General features: G+C 67.8%; 15 protein-coding genes and 1 tRNA gene. 11 read left to right on the forward strand and 5 right to left on the reverse strand.

All coding sequences use genetic code 11. From position 1 onward, the window contains the following. Window positions 1-49: 49 nt before the first annotated feature. Complete coding sequence (locus ACOQPQ_RS13300; RefSeq protein ID WP_420639901.1) at window positions 50-1,399, reverse strand: MFS transporter; 1,350 nt, start codon at window positions 1,397-1,399, stop codon at window positions 50-52. Between the two features lie 125 nt (window positions 1,400-1,524). On the opposite strand from ACOQPQ_RS13300, the gene ACOQPQ_RS13305 reads away from it, so the two are divergent. From ACOQPQ_RS13305 to ACOQPQ_RS13350, 10 genes are all read left to right on the forward strand, one after another. Further along, complete coding sequence (locus ACOQPQ_RS13305; protein ID WP_420639902.1) at window positions 1,525-2,898, forward strand: aminotransferase class III-fold pyridoxal phosphate-dependent enzyme; 1,374 nt, start codon at window positions 1,525-1,527, stop codon at window positions 2,896-2,898. Between the two features lie 34 nt (window positions 2,899-2,932). Continuing rightward, window positions 2,933-4,996, forward strand: coding sequence for an ABC transporter substrate-binding protein (locus tag ACOQPQ_RS13310; protein WP_420639903.1), 2,064 nt, complete (start codon window positions 2,933-2,935; stop codon window positions 4,994-4,996). 749 nt (window positions 4,997-5,745) lie between these two features. Then, a complete protein-coding gene (locus ACOQPQ_RS13315; RefSeq protein WP_420640415.1) occupies window positions 5,746-6,519 on the forward strand; it encodes an ATP-binding cassette domain-containing protein in 774 nt (257 codons plus the stop codon). Next, on the forward strand, window positions 6,519-7,580 hold the full coding sequence (locus ACOQPQ_RS13320) for an ABC transporter permease (RefSeq protein WP_420639904.1): 1,062 nt from the start codon (window positions 6,519-6,521) through the stop codon (window positions 7,578-7,580). The genes ACOQPQ_RS13315 and ACOQPQ_RS13320 overlap by 1 nt, the downstream gene beginning before the upstream one ends. Window positions 7,581-7,651: 71 nt before the next feature. Continuing rightward, window positions 7,652-8,506: a phosphate acyltransferase gene (locus ACOQPQ_RS13325; protein WP_420640416.1), complete on the forward strand. Its 855-nt coding sequence runs from the start codon at window positions 7,652-7,654 to the stop codon at window positions 8,504-8,506. Window positions 8,507-8,597: 91 nt separating this feature from the next. Beyond that, complete coding sequence (locus tag ACOQPQ_RS13330) at window positions 8,598-9,221, forward strand: TetR/AcrR family transcriptional regulator (protein ID WP_420639905.1); 624 nt, start codon at window positions 8,598-8,600, stop codon at window positions 9,219-9,221. Further along, the gene (locus tag ACOQPQ_RS13335; protein ID WP_420639906.1) at window positions 9,218-10,732 is read left to right on the forward strand and encodes a 4Fe-4S dicluster domain-containing protein; all 1,515 of its coding nucleotides are present in this window, start codon (window positions 9,218-9,220) and stop codon (window positions 10,730-10,732) included. Before ACOQPQ_RS13330 ends, ACOQPQ_RS13335 begins: the two co-directional genes overlap by 4 nt. An 11-nt stretch (window positions 10,733-10,743) precedes the next feature. After that, window positions 10,744-13,557, forward strand: a complete 2,814-nt coding sequence (locus ACOQPQ_RS13340; RefSeq protein ID WP_420639907.1) for a molybdopterin dinucleotide binding domain-containing protein — start codon at window positions 10,744-10,746, stop codon at window positions 13,555-13,557. 111 nt (window positions 13,558-13,668) lie between these two features. Then, window positions 13,669-15,426 (forward strand): sulfoacetaldehyde acetyltransferase, encoded by a 1,758-nt coding sequence (xsc, locus tag ACOQPQ_RS13345; RefSeq protein WP_420640417.1) that lies wholly within the window; start codon window positions 13,669-13,671, stop codon window positions 15,424-15,426. 40 nt (window positions 15,427-15,466) lie between these two features. After that, window positions 15,467-15,541, forward strand: a tRNA-Arg gene (locus ACOQPQ_RS13350). Window positions 15,542-15,596: 55 nt separating this feature from the next. Here the strand turns inward: ACOQPQ_RS13350 and ACOQPQ_RS13355 are convergent. The 4 genes from ACOQPQ_RS13355 to ACOQPQ_RS13370 are packed head-to-tail and all read right to left on the reverse strand — an operon-like array spanning window position 15,597 to window position 20,026. Continuing rightward, window positions 15,597-16,934: a hypothetical protein gene (locus ACOQPQ_RS13355; RefSeq protein ID WP_420639908.1), complete on the reverse strand. Its 1,338-nt coding sequence runs from the start codon at window positions 16,932-16,934 to the stop codon at window positions 15,597-15,599. 30 nt (window positions 16,935-16,964) lie between these two features. Next, complete coding sequence (locus ACOQPQ_RS13360) at window positions 16,965-18,005, reverse strand: LacI family DNA-binding transcriptional regulator (protein ID WP_420639909.1); 1,041 nt, start codon at window positions 18,003-18,005, stop codon at window positions 16,965-16,967. Between the two features lie 10 nt (window positions 18,006-18,015). Further along, on the reverse strand, window positions 18,016-18,909 hold the full coding sequence (locus ACOQPQ_RS13365) for an NAD(P)-dependent oxidoreductase (protein ID WP_420639910.1): 894 nt from the start codon (window positions 18,907-18,909) through the stop codon (window positions 18,016-18,018). Between the two features lie 10 nt (window positions 18,910-18,919). Further along, window positions 18,920-20,026 (reverse strand): zinc-dependent alcohol dehydrogenase, encoded by a 1,107-nt coding sequence (locus tag ACOQPQ_RS13370; RefSeq protein ID WP_420639911.1) that lies wholly within the window; start codon window positions 20,024-20,026, stop codon window positions 18,920-18,922. Between the two features lie 176 nt (window positions 20,027-20,202). Here ACOQPQ_RS13370 and ACOQPQ_RS13375 point away from each other — a divergent pair, with 176 nt between their 5' ends. Next, window positions 20,203-21,180 (forward strand): zinc-dependent alcohol dehydrogenase, encoded by a 978-nt coding sequence (locus ACOQPQ_RS13375; protein WP_420639912.1) that lies wholly within the window; start codon window positions 20,203-20,205, stop codon window positions 21,178-21,180. The last annotated feature ends 51 nt before the right edge of the window (window positions 21,181-21,231 follow it).

Genomic DNA, 21,231 nt, shown 5'->3' on the forward strand with positions numbered 1-21,231 from the left:
GACAAGAAATAGAAATTACTAGAAGGTCGCCATCCAGAGGTCGGCGGGGTCAGCGGGGACGGCTGCTGGGCACCGAACCGGCTTCGGTTCTCCGGGGTCGCGGCGGTCGGCGCAACAGGTTGACCGCCATGGCCGACGCCCGCACCGGCCACGGCGAGAACTCGCTCTGCTCATTCACCAGGATGCCCTTGCGGGCGGCGATTCTGCCGCCGATGAACAACGCAATCAGGGCGTGGGGGGCCACCAGCACAACGAAGAAGGCCCACGGAGCAATCAGCGCCATGGCCAGGCCGGCCGCCACCGGGCCGAGCACCGCCCCCACCCCCGTCATCCGCACCAGACCAGCGCTGGCCCCGTTGAGCTGGTTGGACGGTACCCAGTCGGCAGTGTGGGTGATGGCCAGCGAGTAGAGGGGGAAGGTGGTGCCGCCGAACAGGAACATGAAAGCCAGCGACAGCGGTGATCCGGGTTCGATCCAGACCATGACCCCGGCGACCCCGGCGGCCACCGCGGCCACCGCCAAGATCACCACCCGCCGGGAGATGCGGTCGGAGAGGGCCCCGGTGGGCCAGGTGAACACGATGGCCCCGAGGGTGGCCACCGACAGAAACAGAGAGATCCGGGCGGCGGACAGCCCCTCGCGGGCGGCGTACACCGCCCCCACCCCCAACAGGGCGCCGTGGCTGGTGCCCGCGCAGAAGGCGGTGAGCACCCCGGTGGGCACCAGCGCGATGAGGTGACGCAACGGCAATGGCTCGGGCGCCACCAACGGGGGAGCGCTGGAGGCCGAGAGCGCGATGGGCAACAACGCCACCGAGATCAGCACCGAGGAGAAGATGAACAGGTCGAAGTCAACCGGATCGCCGCCGTTCAACAGCAACTGGCCGCCCGCCAGACCCCCCATGGACACCACCAAGTAGGTGCCCAGCAGCCGCCCCCGGTTGGCGTTGGTGCCCATGTCGTTGAGCCACGACTCCACCGTCACGTAGATGCCGGCCATGGCCAAGCCGAACAGCACCCGGAGCACCACCCAGGCGGGCGGGTTGACCCACAGCGGGTGAAGGATGGACACCGCCGAGGCCAATGAGGCCAGCGCGGCAAACACCCGGATGTGGCCGACCGCGCCCAGGAAGTGTTCGGCCATTTTGGCCCCGAACAGGAACCCGAGGAAGAACCCGGCCATGACCGCGCCGCTGATGGCCGGCCCGAACCCCTCGTTCTCGGCCCGCACGCCCAGCACCGCGGCCTGCAGGCCGTTGCCCATCATGATGAGCGCCATGCCGGCCAGCAGCGCTCGAGCCGCTCCCAGGGAGCGTCCGGTGGGCTCGGCGTCGATCCACGGGCCGCCCACCACCCCGCCGTCGTCCTCGTTCAGCAACCCGACGGCATGCTCGGCCACTGCCCCCAGCCTACCGGCAGATTTCCTGGATTAGGCGGACTTGCAGATTCTTGACAGAAGCTAACTCTTCATTGATACTGTCTAACGCTGGATCGGGAACCGCTGGTGTCGGGGGGGAGGAGCGCATGCTGGATGTCCGGGAGCGGGCTCGCCGCCACCTGTTGCCTCACTTCACCCGGGGCGACGCCTGGAGGTCGGATGAGCTGCTGGTGATCGACCGCGGCGAGGGTTGCTATGTCTGGGATGTTGACGGCAACCAGTACCTGGACGGCCTCGCCGGGTTGTTCTGCACCAACCTCGGTCACGGCCGCAGCGACCTGACGGCGGCGGCGTCCAAGCAGATGGACAAGCTGGCCTTCTACCCCAACTGGGGGTACGCCCACCCGTCCTCGGTGGAGGCGGCGTCGATGATTGCCGGGGTGGCACCGGAGGGTCTGGACCGGGTGTTCTTCGTCAACTCGGGCTCCGAGGCGGTGGAGTCGGTCCTCAAGTTCGCCCGCAGCTATCACCTGGCCAACGGCGACGAACAGCGTCAGAAAGTCATCGCTCGTCAGTGGGCCTACCACGGCACCACGCTCGGCGCCCTGTCGCTCACCGGCATCCCCTACATGCGCGACCCTTTCCTGCCGTTGCTCTCCGACTCCGTGCGACACGTGCCCAACACCTTGGGTTGCCAACTGGAGCCCGGACAGGAAGCCGCCGAACTGCCCTGCGTGACCGCCGTCGAGGAGGCCATCGTTGCCGAGGGGCCCGAAACGGTGTCCATGGTGGTCGCCGAACCGGTGCAGAACGGCCGCGGCGCTCTGGTGCCCCCCAAGGGCTATTGGGAGGAACTGCGACGCATCTGCGACACCTACGGGGTGCTGCTCTGCGCCGATGAGGTGATCAACTCCTTCGGGCGTCTCGGCCACTGGTTCGGCAGCGAGCGCTTCGGCGCGGCCCCCGACCTGATCACCTTCGCCAAGGGCGTCACCAGTGCCTACGTGCCCTTGGGCGGCTTCGTCACCCGGCCTTCGCTGGTGGAGCGGGTGTGGGACTCCCCGCTGGCCATGTTCAGCCACGGTGCCACCTTCGGCGGCCACCCGGTGGCCACCGCGGTGGCGGTGGCCAACATGACCGCCATGCGCGACGAGGGCGTCCTGGACAACGTGCTGCGTCTCGAAGCCCACCTCTCGGACGGGCTGCACGAGCTGATGGCCTCCCACGCCTGCGTCAAGGACGTGCGGGGCACGGGCTACTTCTACGCGGTGGAGCTGATGCGGGATCGAACCTCGGGCGTCGACCTCACCGAGGCCGAGTTTGCCCAACTTCTGCCCGGCGGTGTGCTAGAACAGTTCATCCGAGAGGCCCGGGTGCTGGTGCGGCCGGACTCCCGGGGTGCCGCCATGCTCACCATCTCACCACCCCTGGTGGCAGACGCTACTGTGATCGACGATCTGCTGAGCCGGATCGACCAAGTACTCGACCGCCTGGGCGGTTGGCTAAAGGCCTCGACATGAGGCGAACGACATCCATGGACATGGAGGGACCAACATGAAGCGACTACTGGCTTTGCTGATGGTGCTGGGGCTCGTTGCCGCGGCGTGCGGCAACGACGACGACTCCGGAGGCGCCGACGCTCCGCCGGACGACGATACCCCGACCACCACCGAACCCGATGACGGCGGCGACGCCGGCGACGGGGCTGCTGGTGACGGCGGAGGCAGCGCGGCGTTGGATGAGTTGAATGTGGCGTATTTCTTGGAGTGGCCGACGGCGAATCAGGTGGCTCAGGCGGAGCAGACCTATGACGAGGCGTTGGGTTTGACGGTGAATTGGATTCCGTTCGCGTCGGGCGGTGACATGGCCCAGGCGATGGAGTCGGGTGACATCGACATCTCGTACTCGCAGGGGTTGACGCCGTTCGCCAATTTCGTGAACAGTGGTTCTGATTTGTTGTTGGTCGGGGTGGCGGTGAGCTATGCCGATGCGGACAACTGTGTGGCCAATCCTGATATGGGGATTACAGCGGAGAACGCGGCGGAGACGTTGGCGGGTCAGAGCATTTACACGCCGTTGGGCAATGTGACGCACTTCAAGTTGTTGAAGATGTTGGAGCATCTGGGGGTGGACACCTCCACGGTGGAGTTGATCCAGTCCGAGGGTGGCCCTGCTGCGGTGGCGGCGTTGGATTCGGGTCAGGTGGCCATGGCGTGTGCGTTCGGCGGGGCGGTGAACCAGATGATCGCCAACGGTGGGAATCTGGTGATGACCGGTTCGGAGCAGGAGGCCATCGGCATCCGGGTGTTCGACATCATCTCCACCACCGGTACGTTTGCCGCTGAGCACCCTGACGTGGTCACGGGCTTCCTGCAGGTGACCGAGGACGCCAACGCGGCCTACAACGACAACCGGGGGCCGTTCATCGACACCATCGCTGAGGCGGCGGGCATGGACCGGGAGTCCACCATCGCCTTGCTGGATGCGTTCTCGTTCCCCGAGAGGGACGTGCAGCTCTCCGAGGATTGGCTCGGCGGCACCGTGCAGCAGGTGATGAAGGACCAAATGGACTTCTTCGTCGCCCAAGGCGAAATCCCCTCCGCCCTGGCCAGCTACGAACCCTTCGTCGACACCAGCTTCCTCGAAGCCGTGCAGGGGCGCACCGGCGGTTCTGCTGGTGGTGACGAAATGGCGTTGGATGAGTTGAATGTGGCGTATTTCTTGGAGTGGCCGACGGCGAATCAGGTGGCTCAGGCGGAGCAGACCTATGACGAGGCGTTGGGTTTGACGGTGAATTGGATTCCGTTCGCGTCGGGCGGTGACATGGCCCAGGCGATGGAGTCGGGTGACATCGACATCTCGTACTCGCAGGGGTTGACGCCGTTCGCCAATTTCGTGAACAGTGGTTCTGATTTGTTGTTGGTCGGGGTGGCGGTGAGCTATGCCGATGCGGACAACTGTGTGGCCAATCCTGATATGGGGATTACAGCGGAGAACGCGGCGGAGACGTTGGCGGGTCAGAGCATTTACACGCCGTTGGGCAATGTGACGCACTTCAAGTTGTTGAAGATGTTGGAGCATCTGGGGGTGGACACCTCCACGGTGGAGTTGATCCAGTCCGAGGGTGGCCCTGCTGCGGTGGCGGCGTTGGATTCGGGTCAGGTGGCCATGGCGTGTGCGTTCGGCGGGGCGGTGAACCAGATGATCGCCAACGGTGGGAATCTGGTGATGACCGGTTCGGAGCAGGAGGCCATCGGCATCCGGGTGTTCGACATCATCTCCACCACCGGCGACTTCGCCCAGGACCATCCCAGCATCGTGACCGGCTTCTTGCAGGTGACCGAGGACGCGAATCGGGCGTACAACGCTGACCGGGGGCCGTTCATCGACACCATCGCTGAGGCGGCGGGCATGGACCGGGAGTCCACCATCGCCTTGCTGGATGCGTTCTCGTTCCCCGAGAGGGACGTGCAGCTCTCCGAGGATTGGCTCGGCGGCACCGTGCAGCAGGTGATGAAGGACCAAATGGACTTCTTCGTCGCCCAAGGCGAAATCCCCTCCGCCCTGGCCAGCTACGAACCCTTCGTCGACACCAGCTTCCTCGAAGCGGTCAACTGATCGAGACGCGTTGGGTGGGGCCCCGTACGGGTCCCACCCAACGCGGACCCGGCCGGCTTCCAGCGGCTAGGGTCACACTCGCCAAATAGTTCCCATCACTCTGGGACTGATTTACATACCGAGGACATGGAGACCAAAGGGGGGCTCGCATGGATTCATTTGTCCAAGGCCTAGCTGACGTTTACGACGGCTTCACCTACGTCGTGGCGCGAGGTGCCTACTGGCTGTCGGTAGCGCTGTTGGCCCTTACCGCCGTCGGCGCGGTGCTTATGACCCTGGACCTGCTGACGACGCCGTCGCGGAGGTTCAAGGACGCCGACCGGGCTGCGCACCCCCGTGACGGGATCATCTTGATCGGCCAGATCATGGCCAGCGTCTCCCTGCTCGGGGGGATCGTGTTGGCCTTCCGCGACACGGCGTCGTGGTGGCAGCCGGTGTTGGCCCTCGTAGGTGGTGCCGTGCTGATGGCCATCATGGTGCTGTACCGTCGAGCCGGCGAAGCCAGCCAGGACGCCATGGTCCACGGGGTGTGGCTGACCCTGGCGGCCACCTGTGTGATCGCGGTGCTGCTGGCGTGGATGCAGCGGGAGGACTCGTCGATCCCCTACATGGGTCTGCTGGTCACCGTGTTCATCCTGACTCGGGCCTGGTTCATGCTGGCCCGGCCCGAGGTGCGTTTCGATCCCTCCAAGGTTGAGGTCGCCCGGGAGTCCCGGACCGAGAGCCCATTGGTGGTGGAGAGCCTGGGGATGGTGTACGAGCTGCCCGACGGCGGTTCGGTGGAGGCGCTCAAGGACGTCACCTTCACGCTGGAACCCGGTCGCCTGCTCACCCTTTTGGGCCCGTCGGGATGCGGCAAGACCACCCTGCTGAACATTGTGGCCGGTTTCTTGGCCCCCACCTCCGGGGAGGTGAGGCTGGGTAGCGAGCCCATCACCGGGCCGGGACAGGACCGGGGAATGGTGTTCCAGCGGGGTGCCCTGTTCGAGTGGTTGACCGTGAACGACAACGTGGGGTTCGGAGCCCGCATGAACGGTCGCTCCCGGCCGGCCTCGCGCGAGGCGGTCCAGGACTTGCTGCGCATCGTCGGCCTGCAGGACTTCGGCGACAAGGCCGTGTACGAACTCTCCGGCGGCATGCAGCAGCGGGTGGCCTTGGCCCGCTGCCTGGCCAACGATCCCAAGCTCATCCTCATGGACGAGCCCTTGGGCGCCCTGGATGCCCTCACCCGAGAGAAGATGCAGGCCCTGGTGCTCAACCTGTGGAACGAGACAGGCAAGACCATCGTGTTGGTGACCCACAGCGTGGAAGAGGCGCTCTATCTGGGTGACCAACTCTTCGTGATGGCCCCTCGTCCCGGCCGCATCGAACGGGTCTACAACCTTCCGTTCGCTGAGCAGGCGCTCACCGCCGATGCTCGGGAACTGAAGACCTCACCGGAGTTCATCCAAACCCGTGAGGAGATCCTCACGATGATTTGGGAGATGGAAGAGCAGATCATGGGAACGGCAGGAGCAAGCTGATGGTAGAAGGCCCCGGCGGACACGCCATCAAGGACAACATCGAACAGCAGAACCGGCTGGTGAACTGGCCGTTCAACTGGCTGTTCCGCAAATCCGGCCCCAGCGCCCGCAAGACCGTCACCTTCGGCGACGCCGCCGAAGTGAGCGGCGCCCTGGTGTGGACGGCCATCAGCTTGATCGTGGTCATCTTGTTGTGGTTCCTGTCCACCACGGTGTGGGGACTTCCCCAAGAGTGGTATGACTACGCCGACGAGGAGCGGGCCAAGCTCTCCGCAGACGAGAGCTACGGTCAGCGGGATCTACTGCGGGACTGCGACCGGGCGGCCGACAATCCTTCGGAGTTTCCCGGCCTGCCCCCGTGCTCCTACACCCAGTGGCTCAGCGAGTCGACACTGCCGAGCCCCGGTCAGGTGTGGGACGCAGCTTGGGACTTTGCCCGCAACGGCTACAGCGGTTTCACCCTGTGGCAGCACCTGTGGCTGAGCTTCAGCCGATTGGCCAAGGGGCTGTTCTGGGGGGTGGCCATCGGCGTACCCATCGGCTTGTCCATGGGCCTGTCCAGCCGCTGGCGGGGCATCTTCGACCCTGTGGTGGAGTTGCTCCGGCCCATCCCGCCCCTGGCGCTGATCCCCCTGTTCATCGTGTGGTTCGGCATCGGTGAAGAGGGCAAGGTCAACTTGCTGCTGTTCGCCTCGATCTGGATCATGGTCATCGCCGCTCGCTCCGGTGTGCTGGCGGTGAACACCACCAAGGTGCACGCCGCCTACTCCCTGGGAGCCAACAAGGCCCAAGTGCTGCGCCACGTGATCCTGCCCAACGCGCTGCCCGAGATCTTCACCGGTCTGCGGGTGGCCATCGGGGTGTGCTGGGGCACGCTGGTGGCGGCCGAGCTGCTCGGGGCCAGTTCCGGGCTCGGTTTCACCATCTTCAAGGCCCGGCAGTTCTTCCTCCTCGACTTGATGCTGTCGGCGGTGATCCTGATCAGCATTCTCGGGGTGACCATGGACGTGGCCATGCGTATGGCCGAAAAGCGCCTGATCCCCTGGCGGGGTAAGGGTTGACCGATCCCGATCCGGCTGCGGACCAGGTGTCCGTAGCCGAATCGTGGCGACAACAGGCACGCGCCACCCCCATGCGGGTGGCGCTGGCCGACGGCGGTGACGAGCGGGCCCAGGCCGCGGCTCGGCATCTGGATCAGGAGGGGTTGGCCGTGCCCGTCCTGGTCGACGATCCCGAGGGCCTGCGCTCGCCTGCCGTGGAGGCCGCGGCCTCGGCCTCGCCGTGGGCCGAGCGCATCGACCGGGACGATCCCCTCCACGTGGCCGCCCTCATGGTGGCCGCCGGCGAGGCCGACGCCTGCGTGGGAGGAGCTTCCCGCCCGACCGCCGATGTGGTTCGGGCCGCCCTGTACTGCATCGGTACGGCTCCCGGTGTCGACATCATCAGCAGTTCCTTCCTGTTGGTGCTGGCCGACGGCACCCCCATCACCTACGGGGACTGCGGGGTGGTGCCCGAGCCCGATGCCGACCAGCTCGCCTCGATCGCCCTGTCCACCGCGGCCACCCACCAGGAGCTGGCAGGAGGGACGCCCCGGGTGGCCATGCTGTCGTACTCCACCCTGGGCAGCGCCCACGGGGCCCGGGTGGAGCGCGTCCGGTCGGCCACCGAGAAGGTCCGTTGCCGGGTGCCGTCGCTGGCCGTCGACGGGGAGCTGCAGTTCGACGCCGCCTGGGACCAGCAGGTGGCCGCCATCAAGGCCCCCGACTCCGACGTGGCCGGGCGGGCCAACGTGTTCGTCTTCCCCGACCTCGACTCGGGCAACATCGCCTACAAGATCACCCAGCAACTGGCCGGCGCCCGGGCCTACGGCCCCCTGCTGCAAGGCACCGCCCGGGTGATTCACGACCTCTCTCGGGGCTGTGACGCCCATGACATCGCCACCGTGGCGGTCATCGCTGCCTGTCAGGCCGCCCGACGGACCCGCTGATGTCAATTGATTCTAACGGTTTCGGTATACCTGCTAACTTGCAGGCCATCCAGCGTCCGGATGGCGGAGCGGAGAACCCGGGAAAGGCAACATGATCCCTGGAGAGGACGGTTCAACATCGGTGCGGGTACCGCTGGACACCGAGCGGGTGATCGAAGCAGCCGCCCGCATTGCCGACACCGAAGGTCTCGACCGCCTGACGCTGACCCGGGTGGCCGACGTGCTCGGGGTGCGCCAACCGGCCCTGTATCGCCACATCGGCGGTTACGACGATCTGCTCCGGAGCCTCAGCCTGCAGGGCCGACAGGTGCTGGCCCGGCGGCTGGCCGACGCAGCCATCGGCCTGTCGGGCGACGACTCCGTGGCTGCGGTGGGCCACGCCTGGCGGAAGATGGTCCGGGAGCACCCCGGCATCTACGCCGCCACCGACCGCTACCCCTGTGCGGGAGACGCCACGCTGGAAGCCGCGGTGGAAGGGGTGCTCGGCGTGTTGGGCCAGACCCTGCGGGGCTACGACCTCACCGATGAAGACCGGGTCCACGCCGCCCGGGCGCTGCGCAGCGCCTTCCACGGCTTCAGCCATCTGGAGTCCGGCGACGGCCATCCCCTGCCCCACGACCCCGAGGACACCTTCGAGCACCTGGTGGAGTTGCTGTGCGCGGGGATTCGCCGACTGGCCAACAAGTCCGAGTTGAGCACCCGGGTCGTGGCATGACCCGGCTCGGCTTCCTGCTCGACAGCGACAGTTGCATCGGCTGCCACGCCTGCACGGTGGCGTGCAAGAGCGAGCACGACGTGCCGCTGGGGGTGAATCGAACCTGGGTGAAGTACATCGAGACCGGCGAGTTCCCCAACGTCAGCCGGCACTTCTCGGTGATGCGGTGCAACCACTGCGACGACGCCCCCTGCATCACCATCTGTCCCACCAACGCCCTGTTTCGGGCCGACAACGGCGTGGTCGACTTCGACGACGGCAACTGCATCGGCTGCAAGGGCTGCATGAACGCCTGCCCTTACGACGCCATCTACATCAATCCGGCCACCAACACGGCCAACAAGTGCAACTTCTGCAACCACCGCATCGACCAGGGTCTCGAGCCGAGCTGCGTGGTGGTGTGCCCCACTCACGCCATCAAGGTGGCCGACCTGGACGATCCCGACGATGCCGCCACCAGGATCATCGCCCGCAGCGACACCGCCGTGCGGGCACCCCAACAGAACACGCTGCCCAAGGTGTACTACCGGGGGGTGGACCAGGCCTCGCTGGATCCGCTCCGCACCGCTATCGCCGGCGACGGCATGATCTGGGCCGACACCACCGACCGCCATCCCACGGTGGCCCCCGACAGCCACGGCGTGGTGGCCCGCACCACCTACACCACCGCCCACGAGATGACCTGGAAGGCCAAGGTGTCGAGCTACCTGGTGACCAAGGCGGTGGCGGCCGGGGTGATGGCGGTGGCCGCCCTGATGGTGTTGCTCGGCCACGGCGGGGCCCAGGCTGCGGTGGGGGTGGTGCCTCCGGTGGTGGCCGGGGTGTTCCTGGCGGTCACCGGCATCTTGCTGGTGGCCGATCTGCGCCAACCCAGGCGCTTCCTCTACTTGATCACCCGGGCCAACCCCCGGTCGTGGTTGGTCAAGGGCGCCGCGGTGTTGGGGGCGTTTGCCGCCGTGTGTGCGGCCTGGTTCGTGGCCGGCGTGGTCGGCTCCTCGGGGGCGCTGGCGGTGTTGGCCGCTCCTGCGGCGGTGCTGGCGGCGGCCACCGCCGGCTACACCGCCTTCCTGTTCGGCCAATGCGAGGGCCGCGACCTGTGGCAGACGCCCTTGTTGCTGCCCACGCTCTTGGCCCAGGCGTCAACCGCCGGGGGTGCCGCCTACGCGGTGGCCGGACTGGCCATGGACGGCCCCGACCCGGTGGCCGTGCAGTGGGTGCTGTTGGCCGGCGTGCTGGGAACCGCCGTGTTGGTGGTCTCGGAGATCATGTCGCGGGGAACGGCCCACGTGGAGGTGGCGGTGGCCGTCATGACCCGGGGACGATACGCCCGCCGCTTCTGGGCCGGCGGGGTGGGACTCGGACTGGTGGTTCCCGCCGTGGTGGTCGGCGCTGGGCTGGCCGCCGATTGGGGGGCCGGACCGGCCGCGGTGGCCGGCATCAGCGCGGTGGTGGGCATGTGGTTCTACGAGGATTGCTTTGTGCGGGCGGGCCAATCCGTCCCGCTTTCCTAGGAAGCGTCACCATGGAAGAACTGCGCAGCTACCCCCCGCACGAAACCTGGCACGACGCCGTGTCGTTGGACGCCAAGGCGTGGCCCCGGCGGGTGGAGCAGCATCACACCCTGGTCCCCACCACCTGTTTCAACTGTGAGGCCGCGTGTGGGTTGGTGTGTCATGTGAACCACGACACCGGCCGCATCGACCGTATCGAGGGCAATCCGTTGCACCCGGCCAGCCGGGGCCGCAACTGCGCCAAGGGTCCCGCCACCCTCAACCAGATCGACGACCACGAGCGCATCCTGTACCCGCTGAAGCGAGCCGGGCAACGGGGGGGCGGACAGTGGGAGCGGGTGAGCTGGGAGGACGCCCTCACCGACATCGCCGGGCGCATCCGAACGGCCATCACCGAGGGTCGCCACGACGAGGTCATGTACCACGTGGGCCGCCCAGGCGAGGACGGCTTCGCCGAGCGGGTGCTCAAGTGCTGGGGCGTGGACGGCCACAACAGCCACACCAACATCTGCAGCTCCAACGCCCGGGTGGGTTACCAGAGCTGGATGGGCCACGACCGCCCGTCCTCGGATTTCGCCAATGCCGAGGTGATCTTCCTCATCTCGTCGCACCTGGAATCGGGCCACTATTTCAATCCCCACGCCCAGCGGATCATCGAGGCCCAGAGCCAGGGGGCCACCGTCATCTGCGTCGACCCCCGACTGTCCAACACCGGCTCCAAAGCCGACCACTGGGTGCCCGCCTGGCCGGGCACCGAGCCCTTCTTGTTGTTGGCCATCGCCCGACTCCTGCTGCTCAACGACACCTGGGAGCAAGACTTCGTTCGCCGGTGGACCAACTGGGAGGAATATCTGCGCGAGCGCCACCCCGGCCGACCGATGTCGATCGACTCGGTGGGCCCCGCCCTGCTCCACGACTACGCCGCCTACACCCCTGAGGAGGCCGAACGGGTGTGCGGGGTGCCCGCCACCCAGATCATCGAGATCGCCCGGATCATCGGCGCCCACCCCACCAAGTTCGCCTCCCACAACTGGCGGGCGGCGGGGGCGGGCAACCTGGGCGGATGGCAGACGGCCCGCTGCCTGTTCTTCCTCAACGTGCTCACCGGGTCGGTGGGCACCGTGGGTGGCACCACCGGCAACGGCTGGAACAAGTACAAGGCACCCCACCCGCCGGGCGCGCCCGCCTTCGAGCGGTGGAACGAGCTGAGCTGGCCGCGGGAGTATCCGCTGGCCCACCACGAGATGTCCATCCTGTTGCCCCACTTCCTGGCCGAGGGTCGGGGCCGTCTCGAGGTGTACTTCAGCCGGGTCTACAACCCGGTGTGGACCAATCCCGACGGGTTCAGTTGGCTGGAGGCGCTGCTCGACCCCGACAAGGTGGCCTGCCATGTGGCCCTCACCCCCACCTGGTCGGAAACGGCCACTTTTGCCGACTACGTGCTGCCCATGGGCGTGGGCGCGGAGCGCCACGATGTGGCCAGTTTCGAGACCCACGCCGGCCGCTGGATCGGCTTTCGCCAACCGGTGCTGCGCCGCTACGCCGAGATTCGGGGCGAATCCGTGAACTCGCAGTCGCGCACCCACGAGTTCAATCCCGGTGAGGTGTGGGAGGAAAACGAGTTCTGGATGGACCTGTCGTGGCGCATCGACGCCGACGGCAGCCTGGGCGTCCGTCGGTGGTTCGAGAGTCCGAACCGGCCGGGGACCCCCATGAGCGTGGACGAGTACTACGAGGCCATGTTCACCGCGGTGCCCGGGTTGGCCGCCGACGCCGAGGCAGCCGGGCAGTCCCCGCTGGACTACATGCGCGACCGGGGGGCCTACGCCATCGACGGCGACACCTACCTGCCCTACGAGCGGGAGGTCGACCCCGACGACCTGCAGGACTGCCGGCGCGACGACTCCGGGGTCTACCGCCGTGCCGGCACCCCGGGGGCCTGGTCGGGCACCACCGACGATCTGGCCGGTTTGACGCTGCCCGCCCTCGGGGACGGCTCACCCGCGGTGGAGGTGGACGGCACCGCCCGGGAGGGCTTTCCCACGCCGTCGCGCAAGCTGGAGCTGTTCTCCCGGACACTGGCCGACTGGGGCTGGCCCGAGTACGCCACCCCCACCTGGATCCCGTCGCACGTTCACTGGGAGCACCTCGATCTGGCGGGCGACGAGCGCATCCTGCTGCCCACCTTCCGCATCCCCACGCTGATCCACACCCGATCGGCCAACAGCAAGTGGCTGTCGGAACTCAGCCACCGCCACCCGCTGTGGATTCACCCTTCCGACGCCGAGGCCCTGGGCATCGAAGAGGGCGGCCTGGTGCGGATCACCACCCGAATCGGCCACTTCGTCATCGGTGCCTGGCGCACCGAGGGCATCCGACCGGGGGTGGTGGCCGCGTCCCACCACATGGGTCGCTGGCGCCTCGACCCCGACGGGGGAGGGTCGTGGACCGGGGGCGACGCCGACATCAGCAACGACGGCACGGTGTGGCGACTGCGCCGCCAGGGCCGCCCGCAGCGTCATGCCAGCGCCGACGACGACACCGATCGCATCTGGTGGAACGACACCGGGGTTCACCAGAACCTCACGTTTTGCGTGCAGCCCGACCCGGTGTCGGGCATGCAGTGCTGGCATCAACGGGTGCGGGTGGGGCCCGCGCAGCCCGATGACGCCTACGGCGACGTGGTGGTGGACACCGCCGAGGCCCGCAAGGCCTACCAGGAGTGGTTGGCCATGACCCGCCCGGCCCCCGGCCCCGGAGGCCTGCGCCGACCCCTGTGGTACTCCCGCCCGCTCAAGCCCGCCCCGGCCGCCTATGCCCTCTGAACGGCCTGCCCAGGGTGCCATAAACTTGCGCCCCTCGGCGCGCCACGGCAACGGCGCCACGGCATCACCCGCTCGAACACTCGATCCCCGGAGGAGGAAGACATGACCCGCATGACCCCCAGCGAAGCGTTTGTGGAAACGATGGTGGCCCACGGCGTGGACACCATCTTCGGCATCATGGGCAGCGCTTTCATGGATGCCATGGACATCTTCGAGCCGGCGGGCATCGAGCTGGTGCCGGTGGTCCACGAGCAGGGCGCGGCCCACATGGCCGACGGCTTCAGCCGGGTGAGCGGACGCCACGGCGTGGTGATCGGCCAGAACGGGCCGGGCATCTCCAACTGCGTGACCGCCATCGCCGCCGCCTACTGGGCGCACAGTCCGGTGGTGATCGTCACCCCCGAGACCGGGACCATGGGCATTGGCTTGGGGGGATTCCAGGAGGCCAACCAACTCCCGATGTTCGAGGAGTTCACCAAGTACCAGGGTCACGTGAACAACGAGCACCGCATGGCCGAGCTGACGTCTCGGTGTTTCGATCGGGCCCTCTCGGAGATGGGACCCACGCAGCTCAACATTCCCCGCGACCGCTTCTACGGCGACATCGACGTGGACATCCCCGCGCCGCAGATCCTGGATCGGGGACCGGGGGGCGACCGCACCCTGAACGAGGCGGCCGAACTCCTGGCCGGGGCCTCCTTCCCGGTGATGATCGCCGGCGGCGGGGTGGTGATGGGCGACGCCATGGCCGAGACGGTGGCGTTGGCCGAGCGGTTGGGATGCCCGGTGGTGAACAGTTACCTGCACAACGATTCGTTCCCGGCGTCGCATCCCCAGTGGTGCGGGCCTCTGGGCTACCAGGGGTCCAAGGCGGCCATGCGCCTGATCTCCCGGGCCGACGTGGTGCTGGCCCTGGGCACCCGGCTGGGTCCGTTCGGCACCCTGCCCCAGCACGGCATGGAGTACTGGCCCGACGACGCCAAGATCATCCAGGTGGACGCCGACGCCAAGATGCTGGGGCTGGTCAAGCGCATCGACGTGGGCATCTGCGGCGACGCCGGAGCGGCGGCCACCGCCCTCACCCGGCGTTTGGCCGACCGGGAGCTGGTGTGCGACGCCACCCGGGCCCAGCGGGCCGCCGAGATCGCGGCCGACAAGCACGACTGGGAAGCCGAGCTGGACGACTGGATCCACGAGACCGACGACTTCAGCATCGACATGATCAAGCAAGCCGCCGCCGAGAGCGTGGATTGGATGCATCCCCGCCAGGTACTGCGGGAGCTGGAGCGGGCCATGCCCGAGCGGGTGATGGTGTCCACCGACATCGGCAACATCAACTCGGTGGCCAACAGCTACCTGCGGTTCGAGGAGCCCCGGTCATTCTTCGCCGCCATGAGCTGGGGCAACTGCGGATATGCCCTGCCCACCATCATCGGGGCCAAGAAGGCAGCGCCCGACCGGCCGGCGGTGGCCTACGCCGGTGACGGAGCCTGGGCCATGAGCATGGTGGAGACCATGACCGCGGTGCGCCACAACATCCCGGTGACGGCGGTGGTGTTCCACAACCGCCAATGGGGTGCGGAGAAGAAGAACCAGGTGGACTTCTACGGTCGCCGGTTCGTGGCCGGCGAGCTCGACGGCGGCGAGGACTGGTCGGAGGTGGCTCGGGCCATGGGGGCCGAGGGCGTGCGGGTCAACCAGCTCGAAGAGGTGGGACCGGCGCTGACCGCGGCCATCGATGCCCAGATGAACGGTGGTCGCACCACCATCATCGAGGCCATGTGTACCATGGAACTGGGCGACCCCTTCCGCAAGGACGCCCTCAGCCGCCCGGTCCGCCACCTGGACAAATACCGGGATTACGTCTGAGGCTGCCCGCTACCGTACGAGTGGCTCCCGGAGCCCTCCCGCCCACGTAGCTCAGTCAGGACAGAGCAGGGACCTCCTAAGTCCAAGGCCGCAGGTTCGAATCCTGCCGTGGGCGCCGCCCGTGACGCTCCCGCCGCTTCGACGTCGGCCCGGTCGGGGGCGGAGTGGGGTCAGGCCTCTTGGAGGAGCCAGAGGCCGATGACGCTGTAGATGACCATGACGATGAGCATGGGGCGCTGCGCCCAGGCCGCCTTGTCGGCGGGGCTGGTCTCGGTGGCCCGGTCGTGGGCCACCAGCACCGCGGCGATGTGGCCGACGACGATGGCCAGGAACTGCACCCAGGCGATGGCGTCGGTGGACACCAGGAAGAAGTTCACCGACCAGTCGGCGGTTCCGAACCAGTTGGAGCCCCGGTCGAAGGGATTCGACAACAGGCGCAGGAACTGCTGGCCGCCGTCGATGACCAGTAGCGAGAAGTAGTGGGCGACGGTGTAGCCCAAAACGATGGGGACCAGGGAGTGGGCGTAGCGCCGGGCAACCTCGGTGGCCGTCTGGTTGGTGTACCACCCCACCGCCTGCGACCCCAGGTAGTAGAGCAGGGCCATCACGGCGATGACGATGACCAACCCCGCGGTGTTCACCGCGGTGGCGCTCCAGCCTCGGTGGTAGCCCACCAGGTCGGGCCACAGGGTGCTGCCTGCCAGGGAGTCGTAGGTGGTCCCGCCCAACACCACCAACACCACCGCCAGCAGGTCGACCCGGGGAGCGATGGTGGTCAGCCCGGACAGGGGCGCCCGCAGCCGTATCGCTCCGGTATCGTCCCGGTACAACGGCGCCATGGCCGCCAGCAGGGAGAACAGCACTCCGAAGCCGTCGGCCTGGCTCAGCCACCGCCTGCCGAATAGGGCCAACCCGCCCACCATCACCACGGTGTAGACGATCATGGCCACCCCCACCGCCTGATTGGTGGTGCCGTCGTGGTAGGCCAGCTCGAGGAACAAGAAGCACCCCAGGGCGATCACCGCGGGCCAGTAACCGCCGCGAATCTCCCCGGAGTCTTCCATGGGAGGCAGGCCCAGCTTGGCCGCGGCCCACTCGATGGCCCCGGCGATGGTCTCGAAGGGGCTGAGCACCCGCCACACGTCGCCCACCACCGCCGACACCAGGGCCATCCCCACCCACAGCGCCACGTACACGGTGAGCGGGCCGAATCGCTGGCTCCCCGTCGCGGCGTCGCTCAAGCTGCTGGCCAGGGCCAAGACGAACAGGGCCAGCGACGCCAGGCGGGCGGGCACCGCCAAAAAGTCCAGTACCTGGCCCTGCGTGGTACCCAGGCGCCGACCCGAAGCGGCCGCCGGCAGCCACGACCGGCGCCAGAAGAAGCTCAGGCTCACGAAAGTGGCCATCAAGGCGATGGCCGCGCCGACGGCAAACAAGGTGAACGGCAAGGGCAGATCACCCCGAGACCCCACCCCGTGGGCCCAAACCGAGCGCAGGTCACCGGCCATCAGCGCCCCACCGTAGCGGCGGCCTGTGGCCTACCGGGAGTGGACGGGGGTTCGGCGTGGGGTGGTGGTGGAGTGGCGGACGTAGAGTCGCGGCTCCAGATCAAGGGGGGGTGCTTCGGTCTCGACCCCCCGGATCATGTTGACGACGAGCGATCCCACGGCGCGGCCGATCTCTGCGCTGGGATAGCGCACCGTGGTCATGGCCGGGTCCACCAAGTCCATCTCCAGCGTGTTGTTGTAGCCGACCAGTGAGAAGTCCTGGGGGCACCGCAGCCCCGCGTCGCGCAGGGCGCTGAGGGCACCAATGGCCATGAGGTCGTTGTGGGCGAATAGCCCGCTGGGCATGTCGTCGCCGTGGGTCGCCAAGAGCAAACGGGCCAGCCGCTCGCCGTTCTCTCGGGTGGGCCGATCCACGGTGTCCGTCAGGGAAACGACTTCGACGCCGGCGGCTTCGCACGCGGTGGCAAAGCCTTCGTGGCGGGCGTCGAAATTGCCCACGTCGAGGGGGCCGGCCAACTGGACCATCCGGCGGTGTCCGAGTTCGATGAGATGCTCGGCCGCCAGTCGGCCTCCGGCGTGGTCGTCGTGGAGCACCTGCGGGAGGCTCGAACTCGGGATGCCGCGTATGGCCAGGACCAAGGGCGTGTGGCGGGCGGCCTCCTCGAGGTAGTCGCCGTCGCCGTAGCGCGCCGCCGCCACGATGACCACGTCGACCCGCCGACTCATGAGGTGCTCCAGGTTGGCCACCAGTTCATCATGATCGTCATTGGTGTCCACCACGATCGGTACGAGCTGCCAGGGCATCAGGGCGCGGGCGATGCCGTGGATCGCCGGAGCGATGAAGGGATTGGCCAGATCCGGCACCACCACCCCGGCGGTGCCCGTCGAGCCGCGGCGCAGCGCACCGGCCATTCGGTCGCCGCGGTAGCCCATGTTCTTGGCGGTGGCATGGATCCGCTCGAGGGTTTCGGCCCGCACCAGGTGGGCCTTGGTCGGGTCGAGCGCACGCGACACCGTTGAGGGATCGACGCCGACAACGGCGGCAATGTCCTTCATGGTCACGTCACGCATTGTCGGCTCATCAGTCCTGCGTCGGACGGCCCTTGCGCAGGAAGGTCGCAATCTCCCCCATGTCGGCGGCACCCATTCCGGTCGTGGCCGCCTGTTGCATGATCTCCCGGTTGGCCTCGGCCTGGGGCATGTCGGCGCCCACCGCGGCGGCGAGGTCGAGAATCAGGCCGAGATCCTTGTTGGCCAGGTCGATGGCGAAGGTGACCGGGGTTGTCTCCGGGGCCTCGAAGACGGGTCGGCGATAGTGCACCACCGGAGCGGCCACCGCCGAGCGGGCGAAGACGTCGTAGGCGGTGGCCCGCGGCACGCCGGCCCGTTCGGCCAGGACCAACGACTCGGCGATGGCCCCGTTGATGGCGTACAGCACCGAGTTGACGGCCAACTTCATGGCCGCGCCGGCCCCGCCGCCGCCGACCCGAACGACGCTGGGGGACAGGGCCTCCAGGATGGGGGTCGCCCGCTCGACGTCCTCGTCGCAACCGGCCGCCATGATGAGCAGCGTTTTCGCCTCGGCGGCCGCCGTGGATCCGGAGACCGGTGCCTCGACCAGGGTGCCGCCGCGGGTTTCGAGGAGTCGTCGGGCCTCGTCGGTGTGGGCCTGGCCGGTGGTACCCATGTCCACCACCGTGGCACCCGGTTGCAGCGCCGCGGTCAGGCCCTGGTCGCCGTCGATGACCTCGAGTACCGCCGGACCGTCCGCCAGCATCAAAATGACGATGTCGGATTCGCCTGCCACCTCGGCCGGCGAGTGGGCCAGGCGGCCACCGACCTCGGCGGTGAAGGTCTCGGCTACCAAGCGGGTTCGGTTGTGGACGATCAGGTCGTGGCCGGCCTCCACCAGGTGGCGGGCCATGATGACCCCCATCCGCCCCAGGCCGATGAATCCGATCTTGGGATTGGTCATGGGTGCCTCCTCAGCTCGCCGCGGGGCCGGTAAGTACGTCGATGGCCCGTTCGGCGTCGATCCGGGGATCGAGCAGCGCCTTGATCGGGGGGTCGCCGCCTTCCACCATGGGCCGGATGCCCCCAGCGACGAGATCGTCGAGCGGCAGCACGGTGGGCGCCACCGATGGCCAGTGGTCGATACCCTCCTCGATGAGATCGACCGCGTGGCGGAAGTCGGCGTCGAACACGTGGGCCAGCGTCCCCACCAGTTCCTTTTCCTGCAGGGCGACCGAGGTGAGGTCCACGGCGACCGGCGCCTTGTGGAGGCCGACCACCACCACCCGTCCACCCTGTTCGACGGTGCCCACTGCGGCTTCCACCCCGGCGGCCACCCCGGTGCATTCGTAGGCGATCTCGGCTCGGACGCCCGCGTCGGCAACCTGGCTAATGAGGGGCAGGTCGCGGGTGGCGGCGATGGTCCGGTGGGCGCCGAGCCCGGACGCCACCGCCAGGCGGGCTTCATCCAGGTCGATGGCCGTCACGTGGCACCCCTCTTGGACGAGCGCATGCACCAGGAAGGCGCCGATTCCGCCGACGCCGATGACCGTGACCATGGGCCCGGCCTCGGGTCGGCCGCGTCGCATGGCGTGGACGGCGATGGACATGGGCTGGGACAGGGCAGCCGTGTCGCCGCTCAGGGTCCGACCCTCCACGTTGAGCACGCAGCTCGACGGTACGGCCACGAACTCGGCCAGCCCGCCGTCGCGCTGAAGGCCGACCGTTGCGTACCGGTCGCAGAGGTTGGTGCGCCCGGCACGGCAGCGGGGGCACTCGCCACACCAGATGCCCGCGCCCGCCGCCACCAGATCTCCTTCGGAGAAGCCGGTTACGCCGCTACCCACGGTGGCGACCACACCGGCGAATTCGTGGCCGGGCACCATGGGTCCGCAGTGGCCGGTGACGGGGTGCGCCTGGGCAATGGGGAACATCGACGGTCCGTTGGTGAACTCCGAGGCGTCGGTACCGCAAATCCCGACGCCCACCACTTGGAGGAGCAACTCGCCCGAGTCAGGCGAGGGTATCGGCCGTTCCTCGATCCTGATGTCATGTCGGGCGTGGTATACGGCCGCTTTCATGGTGCCTCAACCTAGAGTCGTGGCGGTCGCCGTCGGGAAACGTGCTCGCTTGCCAGTGATTGCAATCGATTGTACCATTCCCTTGCCGTTCGCCGGAAAGGCGATGGCACCAGGTCGGATCCGCCGTTGGCGATCTCGGCGATCCGATTCCTGCTGCGGATGGAAGGGGGATTCAGTTGAAGGCATTGGTCTTCAGCCAGGCCGGCGTGGCCGGCGTCGAGGACGTGGATGAACCCGAGATCGGTGACGACGAACTATTGGTGTCGTTGCGTCAGGTCGGCGTCTGCCACTCGGATTTCGACCTGCTGGCCGACAACTACATCATCCCCGTCCAGTTCCCCATCATCCCCGGTCACGAGTGGTCGGGCGAGATCGTAGATGTCGGACGGGGTGTTCGAGGATTCTCGCAGGGTGATCGCATCGTCGGGGAATGCACCGTCAACGGCGGTGCCGACCACTTCGGATTCTCCATAAGCGGCGCGGCGGCCGAGCTCTTCAAGATCCGAGCCGACTGGGCCCATCGGCTCCCCGACGAGCTGTCGTGGCAGCAGGGCGCGACGGTCGAGCCGTTCAGTTGCGCCTTTCACTCGATCGACCGCCTCGGGGGTGTGCGGGGCGGCGACGACGTGGCTGTGGTCGGCGGCGGGCCGATCGGTCTCAGCGCGGTGGCCGCCGCCGTCACCATGGGAGGGCGGGTCATCCTCGTGGAGCCGACCGAGTCGCGCCGCGCTTTCGGGCTCCGCATGGGGGCCCACGATGTGGTCGATCCGTCGGCCGGACCCATCGAGGAGCAGGTCCTCGGGCTCACGGAAGGTCGCGGGGCCGATGTGGTCATCGAGGCGTCGGGCAATCCCGAGGCGATGGCATCGGCCTTGGAGATCGCCGGGTACCGTGGCCGCCTCGGCTTCATTGGGATCAACGTCGGCGGTCTCGCTCCCACCGCCATGGGGCTGATCCAGGCCAAGGTGCTGACCATCACCGGGACGATCGGCTCCCCCGACATCTGGCCCGAGACGATCCGGTTCATGTCGGCGACCGGCATCGACCTGGATTCGATGATCACCTCGGTCTTCGACTTGACCGACGGTCCGGAGGCGCTGCAGGCGGCCGAGGACCGCACTAACAACGTCAAAGTGCAGATGACCGCCGGCTGACGCCCCAGCGTCGTACGGCGCAGAGCCCTGTCCGACACCACAGAACGGATG

It is taken from the genome of Candidatus Poriferisocius sp. (assembly GCF_965219775.1).
Lineage (GTDB): Bacteria > Actinomycetota > Acidimicrobiia > Acidimicrobiales > Bin134 > Poriferisocius.